General features: G+C 34.5%; 24 protein-coding genes. 10 read left to right on the plus strand and 14 right to left on the minus strand.

Annotated features, from left to right (window positions below; translation table 11 throughout):
• Positions 1 to 68: 68 nt before the first annotated feature.
• From ACTF54_RS02065 to ACTF54_RS02085, 5 genes are all read right to left on the minus strand, one after another.
• Positions 69 to 1,082 carry a vWA domain-containing protein gene (locus tag ACTF54_RS02065; RefSeq protein WP_438968616.1) on the minus strand — a complete coding sequence of 338 codons (1,014 nt, stop codon included), beginning with the start codon at positions 1,080 to 1,082 and terminating at the stop codon, positions 69 to 71.
• The gene (locus ACTF54_RS02070; protein WP_438968617.1) at positions 1,079 to 2,728 is read right to left on the minus strand and encodes a hypothetical protein; all 1,650 of its coding nucleotides are present in this window, start codon (positions 2,726 to 2,728) and stop codon (positions 1,079 to 1,081) included. The genes ACTF54_RS02065 and ACTF54_RS02070 overlap by 4 nt, the downstream gene beginning before the upstream one ends.
• A complete protein-coding gene (locus ACTF54_RS02075; protein ID WP_347195672.1) occupies positions 2,725 to 3,588 on the minus strand; it encodes a DUF58 domain-containing protein in 864 nt (287 codons plus the stop codon). The genes ACTF54_RS02070 and ACTF54_RS02075 overlap by 4 nt, the downstream gene beginning before the upstream one ends.
• A gap of 57 nt (positions 3,589 to 3,645) precedes the next feature.
• A complete protein-coding gene (locus ACTF54_RS02080; RefSeq protein WP_438968618.1) occupies positions 3,646 to 4,224 on the minus strand; it encodes an outer membrane protein in 579 nt (192 codons plus the stop codon).
• Positions 4,225 to 4,312: 88 nt separating this feature from the next.
• Entirely contained in the window at positions 4,313 to 5,317 is a 1,005-nt protein-coding gene (locus ACTF54_RS02085; protein ID WP_438968619.1) for an AAA family ATPase, read from the minus strand.
• 346 nt (positions 5,318 to 5,663) lie between these two features.
• Here ACTF54_RS02085 and ACTF54_RS02090 point away from each other — a divergent pair, with 346 nt between their 5' ends.
• The 5 genes from ACTF54_RS02090 to ACTF54_RS02110 all read left to right on the plus strand — a co-directional run bounded on the left by ACTF54_RS02090 (position 5,664) and on the right by ACTF54_RS02110 (position 9,271).
• Positions 5,664 to 6,416, plus strand: coding sequence for an SDR family NAD(P)-dependent oxidoreductase (locus ACTF54_RS02090; protein ID WP_347195669.1), 753 nt, complete (start codon positions 5,664 to 5,666; stop codon positions 6,414 to 6,416).
• 372 nt (positions 6,417 to 6,788) lie between these two features.
• A complete protein-coding gene (locus ACTF54_RS02095) occupies positions 6,789 to 7,097 on the plus strand; it encodes a hypothetical protein (protein WP_438968620.1) in 309 nt (102 codons plus the stop codon).
• A 1-nt stretch (position 7,098) separates the two neighbouring features.
• Positions 7,099 to 8,073: a porphobilinogen synthase gene (gene hemB / locus ACTF54_RS02100; protein ID WP_347195667.1), complete on the plus strand. Its 975-nt coding sequence runs from the start codon at positions 7,099 to 7,101 to the stop codon at positions 8,071 to 8,073.
• Positions 8,074 to 8,370: 297 nt separating this feature from the next.
• Positions 8,371 to 8,724 carry a hypothetical protein gene (locus ACTF54_RS02105; RefSeq protein WP_347195666.1) on the plus strand — a complete coding sequence of 118 codons (354 nt, stop codon included), beginning with the start codon at positions 8,371 to 8,373 and terminating at the stop codon, positions 8,722 to 8,724.
• Positions 8,725 to 8,797: 73 nt separating this feature from the next.
• On the plus strand, positions 8,798 to 9,271 hold the full coding sequence (locus ACTF54_RS02110; RefSeq protein ID WP_438968621.1) for a regulatory protein RecX: 474 nt from the start codon (positions 8,798 to 8,800) through the stop codon (positions 9,269 to 9,271).
• Here the strand turns inward: ACTF54_RS02110 and ACTF54_RS02115 are convergent.
• The 8 genes from ACTF54_RS02115 to ACTF54_RS02150 all read right to left on the minus strand — a co-directional run bounded on the left by ACTF54_RS02115 (position 9,261) and on the right by ACTF54_RS02150 (position 17,702).
• Positions 9,261 to 10,133 (minus strand): cupin-like domain-containing protein, encoded by an 873-nt coding sequence (locus ACTF54_RS02115; protein WP_347195664.1) that lies wholly within the window; start codon positions 10,131 to 10,133, stop codon positions 9,261 to 9,263. The two genes, ACTF54_RS02110 and ACTF54_RS02115, sit on opposite strands and share 11 nt — an antisense overlap.
• 82 nt (positions 10,134 to 10,215) lie before the next feature.
• Entirely contained in the window at positions 10,216 to 11,790 is a 1,575-nt protein-coding gene (locus ACTF54_RS02120) for a hypothetical protein (protein ID WP_347195663.1), read from the minus strand.
• 19 nt (positions 11,791 to 11,809) lie between these two features.
• Positions 11,810 to 12,898: a biotin synthase BioB gene (bioB, locus tag ACTF54_RS02125; RefSeq protein WP_347195662.1), complete on the minus strand. Its 1,089-nt coding sequence runs from the start codon at positions 12,896 to 12,898 to the stop codon at positions 11,810 to 11,812.
• 81 nt (positions 12,899 to 12,979) lie between these two features.
• Entirely contained in the window at positions 12,980 to 14,101 is a 1,122-nt protein-coding gene (locus ACTF54_RS02130) for a beta-ketoacyl synthase N-terminal-like domain-containing protein (RefSeq protein ID WP_347195661.1), read from the minus strand.
• Positions 14,102 to 14,286: 185 nt separating this feature from the next.
• A complete protein-coding gene (gene bioA, locus ACTF54_RS02135; protein WP_438968622.1) occupies positions 14,287 to 15,564 on the minus strand; it encodes an adenosylmethionine--8-amino-7-oxononanoate transaminase in 1,278 nt (425 codons plus the stop codon).
• Positions 15,561 to 16,178: a dethiobiotin synthase gene (gene bioD / locus ACTF54_RS02140; RefSeq protein WP_438968623.1), complete on the minus strand. Its 618-nt coding sequence runs from the start codon at positions 16,176 to 16,178 to the stop codon at positions 15,561 to 15,563. Before bioD ends, bioA begins: the two co-directional genes overlap by 4 nt.
• On the minus strand, positions 16,171 to 16,584 hold the full coding sequence (locus ACTF54_RS02145) for a hypothetical protein (protein ID WP_347195635.1): 414 nt from the start codon (positions 16,582 to 16,584) through the stop codon (positions 16,171 to 16,173). Before ACTF54_RS02145 ends, bioD begins: the two co-directional genes overlap by 8 nt.
• Positions 16,581 to 17,702: an aminotransferase class I/II-fold pyridoxal phosphate-dependent enzyme gene (locus tag ACTF54_RS02150; protein ID WP_347195634.1), complete on the minus strand. Its 1,122-nt coding sequence runs from the start codon at positions 17,700 to 17,702 to the stop codon at positions 16,581 to 16,583. The genes ACTF54_RS02145 and ACTF54_RS02150 overlap by 4 nt, the downstream gene beginning before the upstream one ends.
• Positions 17,703 to 18,244: 542 nt before the next feature.
• Between ACTF54_RS02150 and ACTF54_RS02155 the strand changes: the two genes are divergently transcribed.
• From ACTF54_RS02155 to ACTF54_RS02175, 5 genes are all read left to right on the plus strand, one after another.
• Entirely contained in the window at positions 18,245 to 18,778 is a 534-nt protein-coding gene (locus ACTF54_RS02155) for a DUF2975 domain-containing protein (protein WP_438968624.1), read from the plus strand.
• A 2-nt stretch (positions 18,779 to 18,780) separates the two neighbouring features.
• Positions 18,781 to 19,266, plus strand: a complete 486-nt coding sequence (locus tag ACTF54_RS02160; protein WP_438968625.1) for a hypothetical protein — start codon at positions 18,781 to 18,783, stop codon at positions 19,264 to 19,266.
• Positions 19,267 to 19,277: 11 nt separating this feature from the next.
• Positions 19,278 to 19,487: a helix-turn-helix domain-containing protein gene (locus ACTF54_RS02165; RefSeq protein WP_438968626.1), complete on the plus strand. Its 210-nt coding sequence runs from the start codon at positions 19,278 to 19,280 to the stop codon at positions 19,485 to 19,487.
• Between the two features lie 75 nt (positions 19,488 to 19,562).
• The gene (locus tag ACTF54_RS02170; protein ID WP_438968627.1) at positions 19,563 to 19,994 is read left to right on the plus strand and encodes an ankyrin repeat domain-containing protein; all 432 of its coding nucleotides are present in this window, start codon (positions 19,563 to 19,565) and stop codon (positions 19,992 to 19,994) included.
• Positions 19,995 to 20,023: 29 nt separating this feature from the next.
• Positions 20,024 to 20,452, plus strand: coding sequence for an ankyrin repeat domain-containing protein (locus ACTF54_RS02175; protein WP_347202257.1), 429 nt, complete (start codon positions 20,024 to 20,026; stop codon positions 20,450 to 20,452).
• 269 nt (positions 20,453 to 20,721) lie between these two features.
• Here the strand turns inward: ACTF54_RS02175 and ACTF54_RS02180 are convergent, their stop codons facing one another.
• The gene (locus tag ACTF54_RS02180; RefSeq protein ID WP_347195628.1) at positions 20,722 to 20,997 is read right to left on the minus strand and encodes a F0F1 ATP synthase subunit epsilon; all 276 of its coding nucleotides are present in this window, start codon (positions 20,995 to 20,997) and stop codon (positions 20,722 to 20,724) included.
• Positions 20,998 to 21,056 lie beyond the last annotated feature (59 nt).

The following is a 21,056-nucleotide window of genomic DNA, read 5'->3' on the forward strand; positions in this document are numbered from 1 at the left end:
TATCCATTTGAATTAATAACACCCTTATAGAGTAAACTCTAAAGTAATAAGTCTTAACCCAAAAGTTATTAAGCCGCCGTTTTGAAAACCGTATATCTCAATAACATTTCTATACCTATGAATATCAAAGCAAGCAAAACTAGATCTCGATATTTTTCTTCTATGTTATAGAATTCAAATTGTTCTATTTCTGTTTTTTCTAGTTTATCAATTTCGGCATAGATTTCTTTTAGCTTTTGATTGTTAGTCGCTCTAAAGTATCTCCCACCAGTATCTGCTGCAATTTGTTTCATCAACTCTTCATCAATTTCTACTGGTGCCATTCTCATTTCAAAAGTTCCATTAGGTAAAGCTCTGTAAGGCGATGGTGCATTTCCATTAGTTCCTATTCCTATAGTATAAACTTTGATTTCAAATTCTGTTGCAAGTTCACTAGCTATTTTAGGATCTAAAAAACCGCTGTTATTCACACCATCGGTCATTAAAATAATCACTTTACTTAGTGCTTCACTTTCCTTTAATCTATTTACAGCCGTTGCAAGTCCCATTCCTATCGCTGTCCCATTTTCTAAAACGCCATCAAACTTGATATCCTTTATTGCTTTTAAAGAAATAGTTTTATCTGTCGTGATAGGTGTTTTAGTATAACTTTCTCCTGCATAAACCACTACTCCTATACGGTCATTAGGTCTTCCATTAATAAAGTCTGCGGCAACTTCTTTTGTGGCCTCTAATCGATCTGGCTTGAGGTCTCTAGCTAGCATACTGGCACTTACGTCTACCGCTAGAACGATATCAATACCGTTAGTTGTTTTAGTTTTTGTAGTGACATCAGTAGTTTGAGGTCTTGCTAAAGCAACAATGATAAGTGATAAGGCCAGTAATCGCAATACAAATAAAAATGGCCTGAGCTTACCTAATAAAGAACCGTTGGTTTGAAAACCTTTGGTGGATGAAACACTTACTTGAGCATTTTGTCTATTATATGTCCAGACATAAAAAGCGATTGCTAATGGCAAAGCCAGTAATAACCAAAACATTTCTGGCGAGGCAAACTTGATATTTGAAAACCAATCCATCATTGTCCTTTTTTCTTTTTACCATCATCAAAAGATGGAAATACAATAGAACTTCTCACGCGCTCTCTTAATATTCTACCAAACTCACGGTCAGCGTTATCTTCATCATCTTTCTTATTGGTAATCATCACCTGATTGATTCCTACACGATTCAAGACTTTTATAATTTCATACTCATAATCACCACCATCTAATGTAAAAGTTCCTTCCAAAGAAACGCCTTTTAAACCATCTATTTCTATCTCATCGTCTAACATTAAAATGTCTGTCGCACCTATTCCGTCTAGTACCTTGATCATATTATCATGAACCATTTTTGCAGACAATTGATTTTCTTCTTGAGAAGGTGTTTCCTTCAAAGTAAAGGACGTGACACCTATGTAAAAATCATCAGAAATTTCTCCAGTAGAGAACTGATCTACCGTTACTGCTAGGACTGAAAAATCATCGCTTAACACCGTACTGTCTTGACGTACTAAAATATCTGGTGAATTAAGTTGCACTGGTGGCATACCATAGTCACTAGTTAACCAGGTTTGCTCTGTTTGCTCTCTCAATTCGTTACCAAAAACCTGATCTTTCACATTATCAAATCCAGAAACATAACTCCATACGCCGCCGGCAATTATTAAAGCAATAACTGTAGCACCTATTCCTAAAGCTATTTTTTGAGTGCGTTTTTTAAGTTCTTGCTGTCTACGGTATTTTGCATCTTGCATTAACTCTTCCTCTGTAGGTGGTGGCAATACTTGATGGATATTATCAATGATTTCTCTAGTTCGATTCCTATCTTCTTTGGCGCTGATGGCATCTCCACCAGCGGTCGCAAATTTTATTAAATCGGCTTTTTGAAGGATTTCTTCTAATCTCGATTGTGTTTTATCAGTAATATGCATGCCTTTTTCAGTCATGGCAATTTTCAATTCTTTGATCAATCGTCCTGTCGTACTTTCTAATGTCTGACCATATACTTTAGAATCAATGTAACTTCTTATGATATAGGTCAACTCTGTGTAATATTGCTTCCAATCACGGTTTTCCAGATGGCCACTTTCATCTAACAATTTTAATCGGTATTGTGTCCACTCATAAGGCTGTAATGTTTCTTCATAAGTTTTTTCTTCCCGCTTTCGCGAAAGCAAAACAACAGCAATCACCACAGGAATTAAAAGTAATAACCACCACATCCAGCTGTAAGAACCTGTAGATCGATCTTCTATTTCTACAGAATCTTTGATAGGAAACATGCCTTGTTTAGTAGTATCCACAACCACTTCTCTAACACTAACTAAAACAGAGTCTGAAAACAATCTGCGGCTATTTTTAATAACTTCTAAACGTGGCACCCAATAATCGCCAGAATCAAATTGCGTAATACCGTATTGTTTAAAAAGTCTGATTTTATCTGCGATGCGCAAACTATCTACTGGATAGCTGTTGATTACTTCCATCGCGCCCATAGTGGTTTGTTCTGGAAAAATAACGAGATCACCTAATTCTGCCTCGACACCTATTCCTAGCTTTACCTCTTCTCCTATTTTGATCAAATCGCGATCTACCTTGGTATTCACCTCATCCTTAGATTGCTCTTGGGCTGCGGCAAAAACTACGCACAATAAAAACGATATGTAAATGAGTTTTTTGATCATCTTGCTTTGAAGTATCCTAATAGTTTTTTAGTGTAATTTTCTCTTGTTTCTAGATCTATCGCACCAGCATCTGACCTGGTAAACGACTCTTTAAAATAAGCCGCACACTCTTTATGGTAGGCAGCATATTTAGTACGTACAGATTTTGAACTGGTATTGATCAATTGTGTTTTTCCCGTTTCTTGATCTATAAATTGAACGAGTCCTATTTTAGGCATTTCAGTCTCGCGCTGGTCGTAAACTCTTATGCCAGTAACGTCATGTTTGCGACCTGCAATCTGTAGAGTCTTTTTATAATCAGTGCTCATAAAATCTGACATCACAAAAACGATGGCTTTTTTCTTGAGAACACCAGCTAGAAACTTTAAAGCACCAGCAACATCTGTCCCTTTTCCTACCGCTTTAAACTCTAGTAATTCCCTTATAATTCTAAGAATATGAAATTTCCCTTTCTTAGGCGGAATATATAATTCTATCTGGTCAGAAAACAATAACAATCCTACTTTATCATTGTTTTGCATGGCACTAAAAGCAAGTGTTGCACACAATTCTGTAATGATTTCTTTCTTAATTTGTTCTTGTGTTCCAAAAAGTGTTGAACCACTTATATCTGCCACAAGCATTAAAGTCAACTCTCGTTCCTCTTCAAAAACCTTGATATAAGGTTCAGAATACCTAGCCGTTACATTCCAGTCTATATTACGCACATCATCACCGAACTGGTACTGACGCACCTCACTAAAAGTCATTCCACGACCTTTAAAAGCACTGTGATACTCACCACCAAAAACAGCATCGCTTAAACGACGAGTTTTGATCTCGATCTTACGTACTTTTTTAAGGAGTTCTTGTGTGTTCAATTTTAATGTGTTGATTTGTTAATGAGTCAATTTGATAATTATTCTATTTTTATCTAGCTAAAATCTATAACCTATTCCTAATTTTAAAATATTTACATTTTGATTATACGGCGTTTTTCTAACATCTCTAGCGCTTAATCTTACATAATCATATTGCAATTGTAGAAACCATCTTTGGGCAATATCATAAGCGACGGCTAGATTAAGATTGATCCCATCGTCAGATGTATTTTCTTGAAAATTTGCTCCAGCAAAATTCTCATCATTTATATTAAAAGCAAATAAGGAATACCCTAATCCTACCATAGGATGCCATCGTTCATAACCTTCTATCTTAAAAGATGCATAAACTCTTGGCTGAAATAAAAATGCACTACCGTTTACATCTGGACCACCGTCAAATCTACTATCGTCTCTATAAAAAGCACCTACGTTTAATGACGCACCTAGATCTAATGCATCATATGAAGCAAATCTATATTTCAATCCTAAATCAATCGCGCCATTATAACCTTCGTCTACAAAATTATCACCAAATGTGTATGGAAAATTTGCTTCTAGACTGAAGTTGCTTTTCTGTCCATAGGACAAAAAGCAATTCATTATCAGTACGATAAGAAATAAATTTTTAAGCATCTATCTAAATTTGAAATATCAATGATCATTATTAAATCAGATTTTGAACCCAAAACTCTGAACTCATAACTCATAACTCATAACTTAATTACGGCACTTCAATCGTATTCACGATTTTATTTACGATATCTACGGTTGTATAATTTTCTGCTTCTGCTTCATAGGTAATTCCTATTCTGTGACGTAATACATCTAGTACTACTGCACGCACATCTTCCGGCACTACATAACCACGACGTTTGATAAACGCATAACATTTTGCTGCTTTGGCAAGATTTATCGATCCACGAGGCGATGCTCCAAAAGAAATCAATGGTTTCAATTCGGCCAGATTGTATTTCTCTGGATAACGTGTTGCAAAAATGATATCTAGTATATACTTTTCAATCTTCTCATCCATATAAACAATTTCTACAGCGTCTTGTGCACGTAAAATTTGTTCTACAGAAATGATTGCATTAGGTTCTGGAAAATCTTTTTTAAGATTAGCACGCATGATAAATTGCTCGTCTGCAATCGTAGGATAATCGATCACCGTTTTTAACATAAAACGGTCCATTTGTGCTTCTGGTAATGGATAAGTTCCTTCTTGATCTACTGGATTTTGTGTTGCCATTACTAAGAAAGGCTTTTGCAATTTAAAAGTACTATCGCCTATGGTTACTTGCTTTTCTTGCATCGCTTCTAACAGTGCACTTTGCACCTTGGCTGGTGCACGGTTGATCTCATCTGCAAGTACAAAGTTGGCAAAAATAGGTCCTTTCTTAATGTTGAATTCACCATCTTTCATATTATAGATAAGCGTTCCCACAACATCTGCAGGAAGTAAATCTGGTGTAAACTGAATTCTAGAAAAAGAACCGCTTACCGCTTTAGAAAGCGTAGTAATCGCTAGTGTCTTTGCGAGACCAGGAACTCCTTCTAGTAGAATATGCCCACGACCTAGAAGACCTATAAGCAAGCGTTCTACCATATATTGTTGACCTACAATAACCTTATTCATTTCATTAACGAGCAGTTCTACAAATTGACTTTCTTGTAGCACTTTTTCATTGATACTCGCAATATCTACCTGGGTACTTTGTTGATCCATAAGTATATTTCGTTAAATCTTAATTTATTTACAAAAATGTCCAATTAACAATGTTTAAACTGTTTATAAGACGTTAAAATTGACCTCGCTTCAGTAACTACCAAATTTAGTACAGCATAGGCTTATAACCTTCACAGAAGTATATTTTTATGTTATCGATTGTTAACGTATCAAAATTAACTTTTGGAATAATAAATAAAGATCCATTACTTTTTTAAGAGTAATATCCTAGTTCCGCTTTCGCGAAAGCGCAACAATTACAAATAATTATCACTGCAACAATATCTTCTATAACTGCTAACATCTTGCAAGATGGCTTTTACCTACTTTTGTACAAAGACTTGAAATGAAAACAGCATTAATTACAGGAGCGACAAGCGGTATAGGACTTGCCACAGCTCAAACTCTTGCTCAAAATAATTTTGCGCTCGTACTTTGTGGTCGTAATAAAGAAAAACTAGCCGAATTAAAACAAGAACTTTCTGAACTGGTTCCTGTAGAAACACTATGCTTTGATGTACGTGATCAAAAACTGGTAGAAGAACAAATTCATAGTCTGAAAGAATTTCCTTTTAATGAAATTAATATTTTAATTAATAATGCAGGAAACGCGCACGGACTGGATCCTATTGACAAAGGAAGTCTAGAAGATTGGGACGCCATGATGGATATTAATGTGAAAGGGTTGCTTTATGTGAGCCATGCGATTATACCACAAATGCGTGAACGTAAAAATGGTCAAATTATCAATATAGGATCTACGGCTGGAAAAGAAGTGTACCCTAATGGAAATGTATATTGCGGTTCTAAACATGCTGTAGACGCCATTACTACAGGAATGCGACTAGATTTAAACCCATATAATGTAAGAGTTGGTGCTGTAAATCCAGGATTGGTACAAACCAACTTTAGCGAGGTGCGTTTTAAAGGCGATACAGAAAGAGCAAATAAAGTGTACGAAGGATATATGGCATTGCAACCTCAAGATGTGGCAGATGTGATCCTTTTTGCCGTCACAAGACCACCACATGTAAATATCGCAGATCTTACCGTAATGTGCACTGCACAAGCGAGTAGTGTGGTGTTGAAGAAAGGGTGATTTTTACGGCGAAGTTTTTGACGACAGACTAGTTGACGACAGACAGAGTATTTTAATAAATGTAATGTTCTTTTTGAAGTTGAATTTTTAAAATTAAACTAAGAGCATTTCCATTTTTCAAAGGGAAAACAGATTGGCGACTATCTCGGCTTAGCCGAGAGAGCAATCAAAAGGGTTTGCGATATTTATTAAAAAAGAGAACGAGAATGATTCCAGCAGATCCCTTATAAATTTGGGACAGGCTTTATAATTATAAACACAAAATTTACCCAGCCAAATTTTCTGGGATTTGCTATGAAAAAAATAATCCTTCTACTCAGCCTTATCATACTTGTCTCCTGCGCTCAAGAAGTCGATCCAACTGTCAATAATATGAACGATATTTTTGACAGTAAAGATTTTACCATTGAGTTTGTTCTTGACGACTCTAGAACTGAATCTATGAGCTTTATAGAAGATATCATTGTTTATAAAACTGCAAAAGAAACTAAAAGAAATACCATCACTTTTGATGAGGCTTTATTAATTAACGACTTTATTCAAAGTCAATTCAAACTTCACGATGCTAGTAATTCGGAAATTCCTTCCATAATTATTTTAAATACTGCAAAGAAAGTAACTTTGAAAATTCCCAAATATGAGGCAGCTTACTCTAACCTCATCACTAAATTAGAACTATAATATGTTTCCATTAAGAAGAAATAGAAGATTAAGAACTAGTGAATCCATAAGATCGTTAGTACAACAAACATTGATATCACCAAGTGATTTTATTGTTCCTTTATTTGTTGTAGAAGGAACTGGTGTCAAAGAAGAAATTGCATCCATGCCAGATTATTACCGTTATAGTCTAGACTTATTAAGGCAAGAAGTGCAACTGCTTTGGGATATGGGATTGAAAAGTGTATTACTTTTTGTAAAAGTACCTGATGATTTAAAAGACAACAAAGGAACTGAAGCCCTGAATCAAGATGGACTGATGCAACGTGCTATTAAAACAGTAAAAGATGTTGCGCCAGATATGTATGTAATGACTGATGTGGCGTTAGATCCGTATTCTAGTTATGGACATGATGGAATTGTAGAAAATCAAAAGATCATTAACGACGCTACTTGTGAAGTGCTTGCTCAAATGAGTATTTCACACGCACAAGCAGGTGCAAATATGGTCGCGCCTAGCGACATGATGGACGGTCGTATTCTTTATATAAGAGAAGCCCTAGAAGAAGAAGGTTTTGTAGATACTGGAATCATGAGTTACTCTGCAAAATATGCAAGTGCTTTTTATGGACCTTTTAGAGATGCGCTGGACAGTGCACCAGGTTTTGGAGATAAAAAAACCTATCAAATGGATCCTGCAAATCGCAGTGAAGCGATCAAAGAAACTTTAATGGATATTGAAGAAGGAGCTGATATTGTTATGGTTAAACCTGGATTATGTTACCTCGATATAGTAAGAGATATTAAAAATGAAGTAGATGTCCCAGTAAGTGTTTATCAAGTAAGTGGAGAATATGCGATGCTTAAAGCGGCTGCAGAAAAAGGCTGGTTGAACCACGATGCCGTCATGATGGAGCAAGTAACCTCTATAAAAAGAGCAGGAGCCGATTTAATTGCTAGTTATTTTGCTAAGGATGTGGTGAAGCTGATTTCTTAGAACACAAAACTTCATAAATAATAAACTATTAGATAATTAGATACTGTCCATCAAATGGAATGGTTATCGGACAACGTTATAGGTGATAATATTTTAGGTGAAATTAAAAAATAACTGACTTATCCAATAACGACATTTTTGACGTCTTCTCTATACATAGAAATAAGTGGATTTTTTCTTCAAATAGTTCGTCATAATACCTATTTATTTCAAAAAAGTATTTGAAGTTTAAACTTTTAGCTAGGTTTGTGTTATTAAAACATATCTCAACCAAAAGAACAAATTAAAAAGTCCTGAATGAATTTAAAAGAAAACGCTGAAATAAAAAGGTCATTAAAAAATTTAGAAAAAGGCATGATGGAATACATGGAACCTGGCGAGACAGCATATACAGGAACTGATGTCACTAAATGCATGACTTTAATGCATAACTTTCTTGATAAAATGTCCAAATCAGACTTTAATGAAGACGATAGTAAAAAAGTTAAAGATATAGTCCTTTCCCTTAACGAGCTTAATGAAAAGTGTGATCATGAACTTATTGAGACCGATCAACGAGAACAACTTGCAGACATTATCATACTTGCTGGATATTTGAAAGGTAACAATGGAAGAAATGAAGATATCACAGAAGAGTGGCGTGACTGGTAAAACATGGCTCTACTAATTTTTTCCAACCATACTTAAGTAACATTCAAATTTTCAAACAGCTAGACTTTATCAAATGTCGCAAGATACATATACCGTAGAGGAAGCTACAAGAGCTATTGAGCGCTATTGTGCCTATCAAGAACGCTGCCACAAAGACGTAGAAGAGAAATTGAAAAGCATGGGAATGATTCAGCTAGCTATTGATGAAATCATCCCACATTTGATTCATCATAAATTTTTGAATGAAACACGTTATGCAGAATCATTTGCAAGAGGAAAATTCAGAATTAAAAAATGGGGTAGACAGCGCATAGTTCGAGAGCTCAAAATAAAAGGACTGAATGAGCGTACCATAAAGCTAGGTTTAAAAGAAATATCAGAAAGTAATTATATGATTGCTTTTGATACGCTTTCGCGAAAGCGATTACAACAACTTACCTCTGAAACAGATAAATATAAAAAAAGAAAAAAGCTAGCTGATTACCTGCTCTACCGCGGATGGGAAAGCCATCTAGTTTATGCAAAAACAGTAGAACTTATTCCTTGATATTAAGATCCTTATGCGTTTTTAAAACAGCTTGCTCATTTTTGTAATTGATCCAGTCCTGACCTTTACGTTTGCGCATGAAATTATCGTAATAACGCATAAAAAGTAAATTATACAGTGCTTTACCTAAATTCTTTATCTTACGTGGATAAGATCGCAAACTAATGGAAAATCCAGGAGTTAAATAATGCATATAATGCCAGTAACCTTCTGGCATATAAAGCATTTCACCATGATTGAGTTCACAAACAAAACCTTGGGCTTGTTTCAATGCTGGCCACTTCTCTAGATCTGGATTAGAGAAATCAATATCTTCTCTAGCAATCAAAGAATGCGGCACTCGATACAAATATGGTGACTGATCTGGTGGAAAAATCACACAGCGCTTTTTACCGTGAAAATGGAAGTGTAGAATATTTGTAAAATCAATATCATAATGCATAAACACTTTAGCATCTGTCCCTCCAAAGAACATCATAGGTAAACCCTTAATCAATTTCATCCCTAATTTAGGAAACTTAAAGTCTGTTTGTAGACTCGGTACTTCCTGCATGATATTGTATAAAAAGATTCTGAAGTTAGTGGGTTTTTCTATGAGCAAATCAACATAATCTGCCATTTTCATTTCGGCATGAGCCTCATTAAATCCTTCATCATGCTTAACCGGGCGATCATCATAAAGAGGCACCGTTTTATCTCCAGCGACCTTTTTTATATATTCTAAATTCCACTTTTCAAAAGCTGGCCAGTCCTCAGTAAGTTTTTCTATAACAACAGGACGTTGTGGCTTTAGATAATTTTTGACAAAATCATCTTTACTTATAGTTTTTAAACGAGGTATTTCTTGAAGATTAAGTGGCATAAACAGCTTACAAACTTAAGTAAACTAAGTAAATAAAAACAGACTTTGGCAAGTGTTAACAGTAGTTTCTATAAAATATACATCACATGGATATTTGTACTATTTGCTTTTCTCTTCTATCGACACCTTGAAAAATTACTGATCTCCCATCATGAGAAATTATTGCGTTGCTTACATCATACCAAATTCTAGACTTTTCTTCGCCTAATAACTTAGTATAAACCTTTCCTTTATTTGAAATAGTAACCATGTATAAACTTGAACGATTGGGACTTAACACAGTAAATTCTATGCGATCATTTTTTATTTTATTTTCATTCCCATTAAAAAAATAATGAACCTTTTCATCATTAAATACAGTAGTGAAAGACGATTTTTTTAGCCCAATTTGGTTTTTTTTGATTACGCGGGACCATATAATTTGTCCATCAAAACTCATTCTTAAACTTAAAATATCTTTAAAAAAATGTTTATCTCTTTCAGAGAAAGTTTTAGCCCTATAAGAAGGTTGATATTCAGGATTGATAAAACTTAATGGTTTACTTCCTACAAAGTGCTCTTCAGCAGATAGTGTTATATTTCCAAAATCATCTAAAAATAAATTCCGAATATTTAATTTCCCAAACTTTTTTACTTTTTCTTCAATACCTTTTTCATATTTATCTATAGCTAGCTGATCTGGAAACTTTTCGAAATAACCATTCTGAATTTGAAAACCTCCTTCGTTTATGTTGTAGCGACAGGCACCACTGATAAGGTCAGAATTTATATTTCCATAAAAACCTATTAATGATATTTTACCCTTACGAGAGGCAATGAACAATGCATTTATAAAAACATTGTCTTCATCTATAACGATTTGTTGCTCTTGTTCATCTTTTAATCTTTTTAAAGAGTAATTAAAATTGGGTTGCTCATTTATTTCAAATTTTAATGATTCATTTTTAAAATTCTTTTGTAATAATAAAATCGATCCATCAATATCTTGAACCTCAATTTGCTGAACAACTGAATATTTATCTGTATTGCGATAATGCGTTTCAAATTGCTTTTCTAAACTATTGTTGTAGACAATTAAATGATAGTCTTGCTGTTTTTTCTCAACTAGCTCAAATTGTATGGTGAAAAACTCTCTATTATTTGAGAACTTTAATTTTCCTATAGGATGATAAAACCGAAGGTTGTCTTTTAAATAACTTGTATCATCAAAGTAATACGTAAAATCTTCCTGATCTAAAACAGTAAGCTCTTGTTTAATAAAGCTTAGACTTTCAATCTTTGATTTTAAAATATTTATAATAATTGAGCTACTTGTTTTATCGTATTCAAATTGAATTAAGCTTATTTTGCCGTCTTTAACAATTAAGCCTTTAAATTGTTTTTTGCCTTCATTAACAAGGGTAATTTCATTAATTAACTGAAGTTCTTTATTATAATGTTGTACATAATATTCCTTAGGATAATTGCTTGAGGTAAGGATTTTCTCTGTTTGTCTTAATACAATATGACCTTGATGACCATCACTTTCTGCAAACAGAACAGATGTATTAATCATGCTATCTTTTACAAAAAGACTAGAAGTAATCTCAATACTTGAATTTTGTGCATTAACAGTTCCTCCTATTATAAATAAGAGGAATATTAAAAATAATTTCATGAATTTTATAATCTAGTAACTATGCTTTAACAGCTTTTCCAGCTTTTTTTGCCTCTTCATTACGCTCAATTTTATGACCTGGACGCGACCATTTAGGCTTTTCACCTAGCGCTTTATATTCTGAATACTGCGCCTCTACTGTTTCTGGTTGTGCCTTTTTTACAAATGGCTTCATAGGTTCTAAACCTAATAACTCAAACATTTTCATGTCCTCGTTTACATCTGGATTAGGTGTTGTAAGCAACTTATCACCTGCAAAAATAGAATTTGCACCTGCAAAGAAACACATCGCTTGTCCTTCTCTGGACATATCTGTTCTTCCTGCACTCAATCTTACTTGAGTTTGTGGCATTACTATACGAGTGGTCGCTACCATACGTATCATTTCCCAAATAGAAACTGGTTGTTGTTCTTCTAAAGGAGTTCCTTCCACAGCAACAAGAGCATTAATAGGTGTGCTTTCTGGTTGAGGGCTTAAACTAGCCAAAGCCACCAACATACCTGCACGGTCTTCAATATTCTCTCCCATTCCAATAATACCACCGCTACATACAGTAACATTAGTTTTACGGACGTTGTCAATAGTATCTAAGCGATCTTGATAACCACGAGTAGAAATTACTTCTTTATAATACTCTTCAGAGCTGTCTAAATTATGATTGTAAGCATATAGTCCAGCCTCTGCTAGTCGCTGTGCTTGATTTTCTGTGATCATACCTAGAGTACAACACACTTCCATATCTAATTTATTGATCGTACGTACCATTTCAAGAACTTGATCAAATTCTGGTCCGTCTTTTACATTTCTCCATGCTGCTCCCATACAAACACGAGAACTACCACTAGATTTTGCTCTTAAAGCCTGCGCCTTAACTTGTTGCACTGACATGAGGTCATTTCCTTCTACATCTGTATGATAACGCGCCGCTTGTGGACAGTATCCACAATCTTCTGGACAACCACCTGTTTTAATAGAAAGTAAAGTAGAAACTTGAACCTGATTAGGGTTATGAAATTCTCTATGAATAGTTGCCGCATCGTATAACAAATTCATAATCGGTCGGTTATAAACTTCTAATACTTCTTCTTTAGTCCAGTTATGTCTCATAATCATTTATCAATTGTAAAAAGTAAAAATAGGGATTCTTGTAGTATTAAATACAAGGTATATTGTGGAAAGATGCTGAAATTATTTCTCGATTAGTAAACTCACCGCATTACCACCAAAACCTGTTGCATTAATCAAAATACGTTTTGGAACTCTTACATCCTCACGCGGATTCACAACTGCTTCTTCTAAATAAGGAATTTTGAAAATCGACTTACTCTTTATCATCTCAATTGCCATTGACAAATTGAGCGCACTACTTGCTCCTAAAGCATGACCCAATTGCCATTTATTATTACATATATGTGGATGCTTTTTTCCAAAAACGGCCTTTATCGCCTTCATTTCTGCAAGATCTCCTTTGATGGTGCCTGGCGCATGCGTTATAATCGCATCTATTGATTCTGGATCCATATTCTCAATAGCCTGCTTCATAGATTGTTGTAAGCACTTTCCATCTTTAGAAACAGAGGTTGCACTGCTTAATTTTTCTATGGCACTACCATAACCTGTAATTTTTGCGATATGGTTTTCTTGATGATTGGATAACAAGAAAACTGCTGCAGCTTCTCCTAAAATCATGGTGTTGCTTTTCTTTTGAAAATCGAGTGATTTACATGGGTACTGATCGGTATCTCTTGAATAAATCCGTAAAGCTTGCATTTGACTAATTGTAAAGTCCGTCAATGGTGCTTCACTTCCACCTGCTATAAAACTAGATGCCATACCACTTTCTATCCACGCAATTGCGTTCAGAATAGAATGAGAAGCTGTTGCACAGGTAATACTGTGAGAAAATGCTGTCTCTGTTGTCCCTAAGTGTTGAGCAACCCAACTGGAAATATTCCCTAGAGTTGTTAGAGGTGATGTTGTAGTTGGAACGGTTCCGCTTTCGCGAAAGCGAGAATAATACGCTTCCCATAATCCAGTTGCTCCACGACTAGAACCTATATTAATTGCCGTTTTTGATGGAACATTTTTTAAAGAATTACTCGCAAGAATTGCCAATTGTACACTGCGATCTAAGCTTTTGTAATTTTGATTTTGCTCTAGAAAAGATTCTAAACGCAATTCATTTTCCTTTGATATAGGGCTAACCCAAACATTATCTCTTTTCTCAAAAAGAGTTTGTGCTTGTTGCTTCTCAAAAGAATCTACTGCGGCGATTATTGCAGCATCGTTAATGTAAATAGGGTTTTTCACGTGCTTTGTTACTGATGCAAAAATGATAAAAAGATGTGGCTTATAGGTCTAGTAACAGTATGAATTTTATCGTGTAAAAGCTTTATCAAACTAAATTAATGGAATTTAAAAATGCATGCTATGTAGTCAAGTAACAATAACAAAGCTACACATTTGAATTTGAGAAAGTTATTATTAAGATTTCATCACGTTACTTGATATAAAAACTCTTCTAACAATCCATAAACAAAAGACATTTCTTCTGAAGTACTTGTAAATGGAGGAACGATGTACACTGTTTTACCTAACGGCCTTAAAAACAAACCACGCTGCCAAAACCACTGAAACATTTCATTGCGTTTACTACCATAACGCTCCATCTCTATAGCTAGATCAATGGCTAGAATAACACCACGCGTTCTAATGGCTGCCGCTTTTTTATGGTCATTAATTTGTGCGGCAAAATCAACATGTGTTCTAGTAATTCGTTTGATATTTCCTTGAATCTCTTCAGAAACTAACAAGTCTATCGCCGCGCTTGCCACTGCACAACCTAAGGGATTACCAGAATAGGTATGACCATGAAAAAGACCTTTGGCAAGCTGATCATCATAAAAAGCATCGTATATTTTTTGTGTACAAGAAGTAATCGCCATAGGCATAATTCCACCAGTTAATGCTTTTGAAAGACAAATAATATCTGGTTTTGCGCCTATTTGATCACTGGCAAAATAAGTTCCTGTTTTTCCAAAACCAGTCATCACTTCATCTGCGATAGCCACAACGCCGTGTTGCTGGAATTTATTAATTACTTGACAAAGAGATTCGGCATCATTAAGTTGCATTGCCGCAGCTCCTTGAACTAGTGGTTCATAGATGAAGCTGGAAATTTTATGTTGTTGACTTAAGGAATCAACTAACGCTAAAACTTCATGTAAATTTTCTCGAGTCGGTGCTGGAATACGCACAACATCAATAAAAAAGTCTTCAAAAGGACCATTATAAACAGATAAACCACTGGCACTCATTGCGCCAAAAGTGTCGCCATGAAAACCATTTTCTAGTGCAACTACTATATTTCTTTTTTCTCCTTTATTGAAATGATATTGAAAAGCCATCTTCATACCGATCTCTACACTAGTAGAGCCATTTTCTGAGAAGAACAACTTTTGTTGATTATGAGGTAAAATACCGATCAGTTTCTTACTTAATGTAGCTGCTGGCCCATGAGTCATTCCAGCAAACACTACATGATGTAATTGATCTACTTGATTTTTAATTGCATCTGTTAGCACAGGATTTGTATGTCCATAGCTACAAGTATACCAACTAGAAATACCATCAAAATACTTCTTACCGTCAAAATCATACAAATAATTTCCATTTGCATGCGCTATAGCTAGAGGTGCTGCCGCCGTTTTATGTTGCGTTAATGGATGCCAAATAAAACTGGCATCATTTTCTAGTAGCTCTTTTCTAGTCATAAAGCTTTTAAGGATTTTTCCAGTTGCAAAGCATATTTTGAAATCACAGCTTTATCAATGTTTTGTTCTTTAGAAATATGTCCTATGGTTTTTAAACCAGTCATTTTTTCAATCACTTCAATAGTACCGTCCAGTTCTACATGATTGTAAATAATTCCTACACAATTTAAACCTTTAGCTTTTAAAAGCTCAGCACTTAGAAGTGTATGATTAATACTTCCTAAATAACCAGCACTTACTATAATTACTTTATCCTCTGTAGTAATTAAATCAACAATAGTTTCCTGATCATTGATAGGAACTAGCAAACCACCAGCACCTTCTATGACTAGAGTATTTGAAGTCTCAGGACGTTTAATTTGATTTAAATCAATAGTGATCCCATCAATCTCTGCCGCTTTATGTGGACTCATAGGCGTTTTAAGTCGATACACTTCTGGATGAATCACGGTTTTAGAATTGTCGATCAGACTAGAAACTGTCCCTTTATCGGTTTCTTCCAGACCGCTTTGAATCGGTTTCCAGTAGTCTGCTTGAAGGGCTTCTGTGACGATGGCTGCAACAACAGTTTTTCCTACATCAGTTCCTATTCCTGTTATAAAAATATTACTCATTTACATCAAATTTTGTTTGACAGTTTTTACATTCAAAATTATGTGAGGTGGAAAATGGAAGTATATTAAGAAGAACTGCTTTCATCTTTTCCTTAAAATTACGTGCCGTTTCAATATCACGTATTTCTCTTGCCTCACGTTTGCCACAATTAGGGCATTTTGCATATTCTACTCTATACTTTACTAACTCTGGGTTTGATTGCTCAATAATTCCCATCGCTTTTATAAAATCTTCTTTATAAACTTGCATTTTCACGCCACCAATGGCATTAGTCGCAAACGGATCTGCCGCGACTGAAAACTCATCTTTTAAATATACTTGTACGTTTTCACTTTCTAATTTCCCCTTAACCACAACCGCTTCTGCAGGATAGGCAAATACCGCAACAGTTCTAAATTTACTCATAGAGTTTTAATGGTTTTGGCTAGCAATTGTAACATTGATCCCATTTCAATTTCTGTATTAAAGCTATGAATACAAATGCGCAATCGTTCCTCGCCTTGAGCAACAGTAGGAGAAAGAATCGCTCTCACGTCGTACCCATTTTCTTGTAGGATTTGTGCTGCCTTTTTGACTTGGTCGTTTTTAGGAATGATGCATACTTGTATGGCTGTCTCGCTTTCGCGAAAGCGTAATCTCAATCCATTTTGCAACACTAATTTATTAAAAAGTGATACATTACTGGCTAATTGCAAGACGGCATCATCACTATAGCTCAAAGTCTTGTAACCGTTTAAAATACTATGCAATGCATGCTGCGGCAATGCAGTTGTGTAGATAAAACTGCGAGCATAATTGATCAAATAATCCTTGAGTTCTTCACTTCCTAAGACCGCTGCACCATGACAGCCAAGGCCTTTACCAAACGTCATTACACGAGCAAAAATGTCGTTTTCTACATTTAATTGCTGTGCAAGTCCTACACCATTTTTACCAAGGACACCTAGCGCATGTGCCTCGTCCAAAATTAAATGTGCATTAGGGTATTTCTTGACCAGTTTTATAATACTTATAAGATCTGGAATATCGCCATCCATAGAAAAGACAGATTCTGTAATAACGTACACCTCGCGTTCTTCTTCCTGACTGAATTTTGCCAGTAAAATCTCTAAGTGATTGAGATCATTATGGCGGTATTTCAATGATTTTGCTTGCGATAACTGGATGCCGTCACGAATGCTGGCATGAACCAATTGATCAAACAAAATCAAATCTGCCCGATCAGTAAGCGCAGGAATCAGTCCAATGTTTGCATCGTAACCAGAATTGAAAAGCAATGCTGCTGGCGCATTATGAAATTGCGCAATTTGATTTTCAACTTGATCGTGCAAATCACTGTGACCAGAAATAAGCCTGCTGCCTGTCGCACCATTTGTACCGACATTTTCTGGTAATGGTAATTTTGAAAGTCCTAAATAATCATTAGAAGAAAAATCTACCAGACCTTTACTTACAGTCAGTTTGCGCAGACTTCCTGAGAAATGACGCATACCTATTTTAGCTTGTAATTTATCTGGTAACATACTGCAAAAATAAGGCGATTTCAGTTATCAGTGGTCAGTTGTCAGTTGTCAGTTGTCAGTTAGTAGTTATCAATTGAATTTGTATTGAGCTTTGATTGTTGGGTCATTCCGCTGCATAACGGAACCGCGCGGAATCGTTCTCGGTAATTTTTGATTTCTTAATTAAAATTGCTCGATAAATTCAAACCTGTGAAGTTGCCCTACTGTTTTCTTACTTTAATTTTTAGGTTTTTTCAACGGATGAATTTTTTACTATTAATCAAGTTAAATACATTTCCCTTTTTTTCAAAGGGAATACAGGTTGGGGACGATTTCGGCTTTGCCAGTTGAGCAACCAAAAGAGTTTTACGGCTGCGTTTCATTGAAAATTTAATTTCAAGCCCGTAAGGTCGCTATAGCAGTATTTTATTAATTGTCTAGCTTTTTTTAAAGGCTAAACTTTACAGATTGAACGATTTAATTATTCTTATTCGATAATTTATTATTGTTTATCAATAATTTTATTATAGATTTGGTATTGATAAACGATAATTAAATTAGCGATGAAACTACTTAATATTCTTAGAGTCCTGATTACGATTACCTATTATTTGATATGTATCAGTGCTATACTAACTCCTATTGCATTTTTTATTTTAGGTAATGGATATGTTGATGTTTTTACAACCTTTGGTTATGAAGTTTATAATTTGCATTGGAGCTTTTATATAATTATTGCCCTAAGTATTTTAGGATACTATTTTTTACTAGGAATGGTTTATCACTTGAGAAAAGTAGCTTACACTATTTCACCAAGATTATTTATCAATGCTAAAATCGAAAATCATTTTTATAAAGCTGGCCTTTATTGTTTGATAGGAGCACTTATAACCAGATTACCTAGTTATATTTATCATTACCTTACTAAAGATTTGATCGATGTCGGATCAAAACCACAAGCAAATTCAACATTGATTTTAGGTTTCTCATTTGATTCTATTTTAGTGATCTTAACTTTTGGTGTTTTTCTAATTATTATATCTAAAATTATGAAACAAGCTTTAAAGATTCAAGAAGAAAATGATTTAACGATCTAATTATGAAAAATATAAAAAGACTGAACATATTGTTGCGCGTAATGATGATCTTAGGAATAGGTGCTTATCTATTAATGCTAATTATGGCTACTGTTGGAGGTTATTCTGCCATTGATAAAATTGTGATAGATGGAGAGACTTTAAAAGAATGGAATCCTATATTTATCTCAAAACTTATTATCAACACCATATGTTTTATATTATGTCTAATAGGAATAAACACGCTTAGAATTGCTACAGAAGATTTTTATAGAAGACAATTATTCAATGACGTAGTAAGTAAGGCATTTAAAAGAATAGGACAATTAATCATTATAGGAACCCTAATTTATATTATTCTCAACTGGTTTGCAGAGTTCTTTTTTAGTTTTACTAGAACCACTACTATTAATGCAAGCTATCTGATCAATGCTAGTGCGGCATTATTTTTCTTCACCTTATCTACTATGATAGAGAAAGCTAAGGGAATCCAAAATGAAAACGACTAAACTATATAAGCATGCCTATTTACATCCATCTAGACATAGTACTGGCTCAAAAAGGTATGAAAAGCAATGAGCTAGCAGACATGGTAGGAATTACGACTGCAAACCTTTCTATTCTTAAAACAGGGAAAGCTAAGGCGGTGCGATTTTCTACTCTTGAGGCTATTTGTGAGGCTTTGGAATGTCAGCCAGGCGATATACTGGAATATAGAAAAGAGTTATAAACTATTTGTTGAAGTTGGATGCTGTTCCGCTTTCGCGAAAGCAGAATTAAAATAATAAAATTAAAAACAAAAATGATGAAAAACCTATTCACAGTTACCACTTTACTACTAACGCTTTTGAGCTATGGACAACAAGAACTGGCCACAGCTATGAAAAATGATGACGTCGTATTATTGAATCAAAATATTACAGACTCAAATAAAAATGATTGTATAGAGATTAATGGTACTGACTATACTTTGCTCGCGATTGCTATAAAATTAGATTCTAAAAAGATATTTGAAGAATTAATTACTAGTCACAAAGTAGATCTAGATAACATATGCGAAGATAAAACACCACTGATGTATGCTGTCAAATATGGAAAAGAAGAAATGGTTATTAAACTACTAGAAGCAGGAGTAAATACAGACAAGACATCTAAAAAAGGGAAAACGGTTCTATACTATGCCGAAAAGTATGATCAGAAATCCATAGCAAAAATTCTAAAAGGTTTTAAACGATAGTGTTATATTAGCAGTTCTAAAAACTTATAATGATGAAAAAAGTTCTTTTTATCCTAGCTCTTATCCTAACAGGAACAGCAGGCGCCCAAGATTTAACTAGAGAAATGACTATTGCTCTTAAAAATGATAGTCCTAGAGATCTTAAAGTTTTAGTTAACGATGCAAACAAAGACGAGTGTTTTCAAGTTGGAAAAAGAAAGTCAACGATTTTACAACTAGCTGTTCAAATGAATAGTGGTGATGTGATCGTTTACTTGATCAACGAGGCAAAAGTTAATGTAAACCAGGCTTGTAATAATAACACACCATTGATGTGGGCTGCAAAATTTGGTAACTTTACTGTAGTTGAATCTCTCTTAAAAGCTGGAGCAGATAAATCAATAGTAGTAGATGGTAAAACAGCTTTAGATCTTGCCATAAAAAATGGAAATGAAACTTCTATCAAGTTGTTAAAGTAATTTAATGTTGAGTAAATTCTCAATTCTTATTGAGAAAACTTGAAACATAATATTAAACCTGCAAAGCTTTCTTTGCAGGTTTTTTTATGAAAAAAATCTATTTTATTTTTTACAACCTCCTACTGAACAAACTAGGTATATGCATTCTTTTTATTTTTATTTAATGACCACAGCCTTATTTAAAATTCAAAAAATATCACCGTTAAATAACAAAAAAGCCTTGATCTAAAAGACCAAGGCTTCATATTTTTTTTTATGATAAAGATTGTTTAGTCAGCTAAAACAATTGCTTTATTATCTTTCATTTCTAAAACTCCACCAGTAATAGCAAAGTTAGTAGTTCCATCTTCTTGCTTAAAAAGAGAAGCAACTGATTCTTCCAGCTGTACATTACCAAAGATCTTAACAGATCCATTAGCAAGTAAAGAAACCACAGGTGCGTGATTATCCAGCATTTGAAACTGTCCATCTATACCAGGGACAGAAACTGATTCTACCTCACCTTTGAAAAGGGTCATCTCTGGAGTAACTATTTCTAAAATCATCTTTGTTGAGTTTAAAGTTTCAGTTTACAGTCTCGATAAGAATTGTTATCGAGACCGTT

The sequence above is a fragment of the Nonlabens sp. genome, assembly GCF_965657255.1.
Taxonomy (GTDB): Bacteria; Bacteroidota; Bacteroidia; order Flavobacteriales; family Flavobacteriaceae; genus Nonlabens.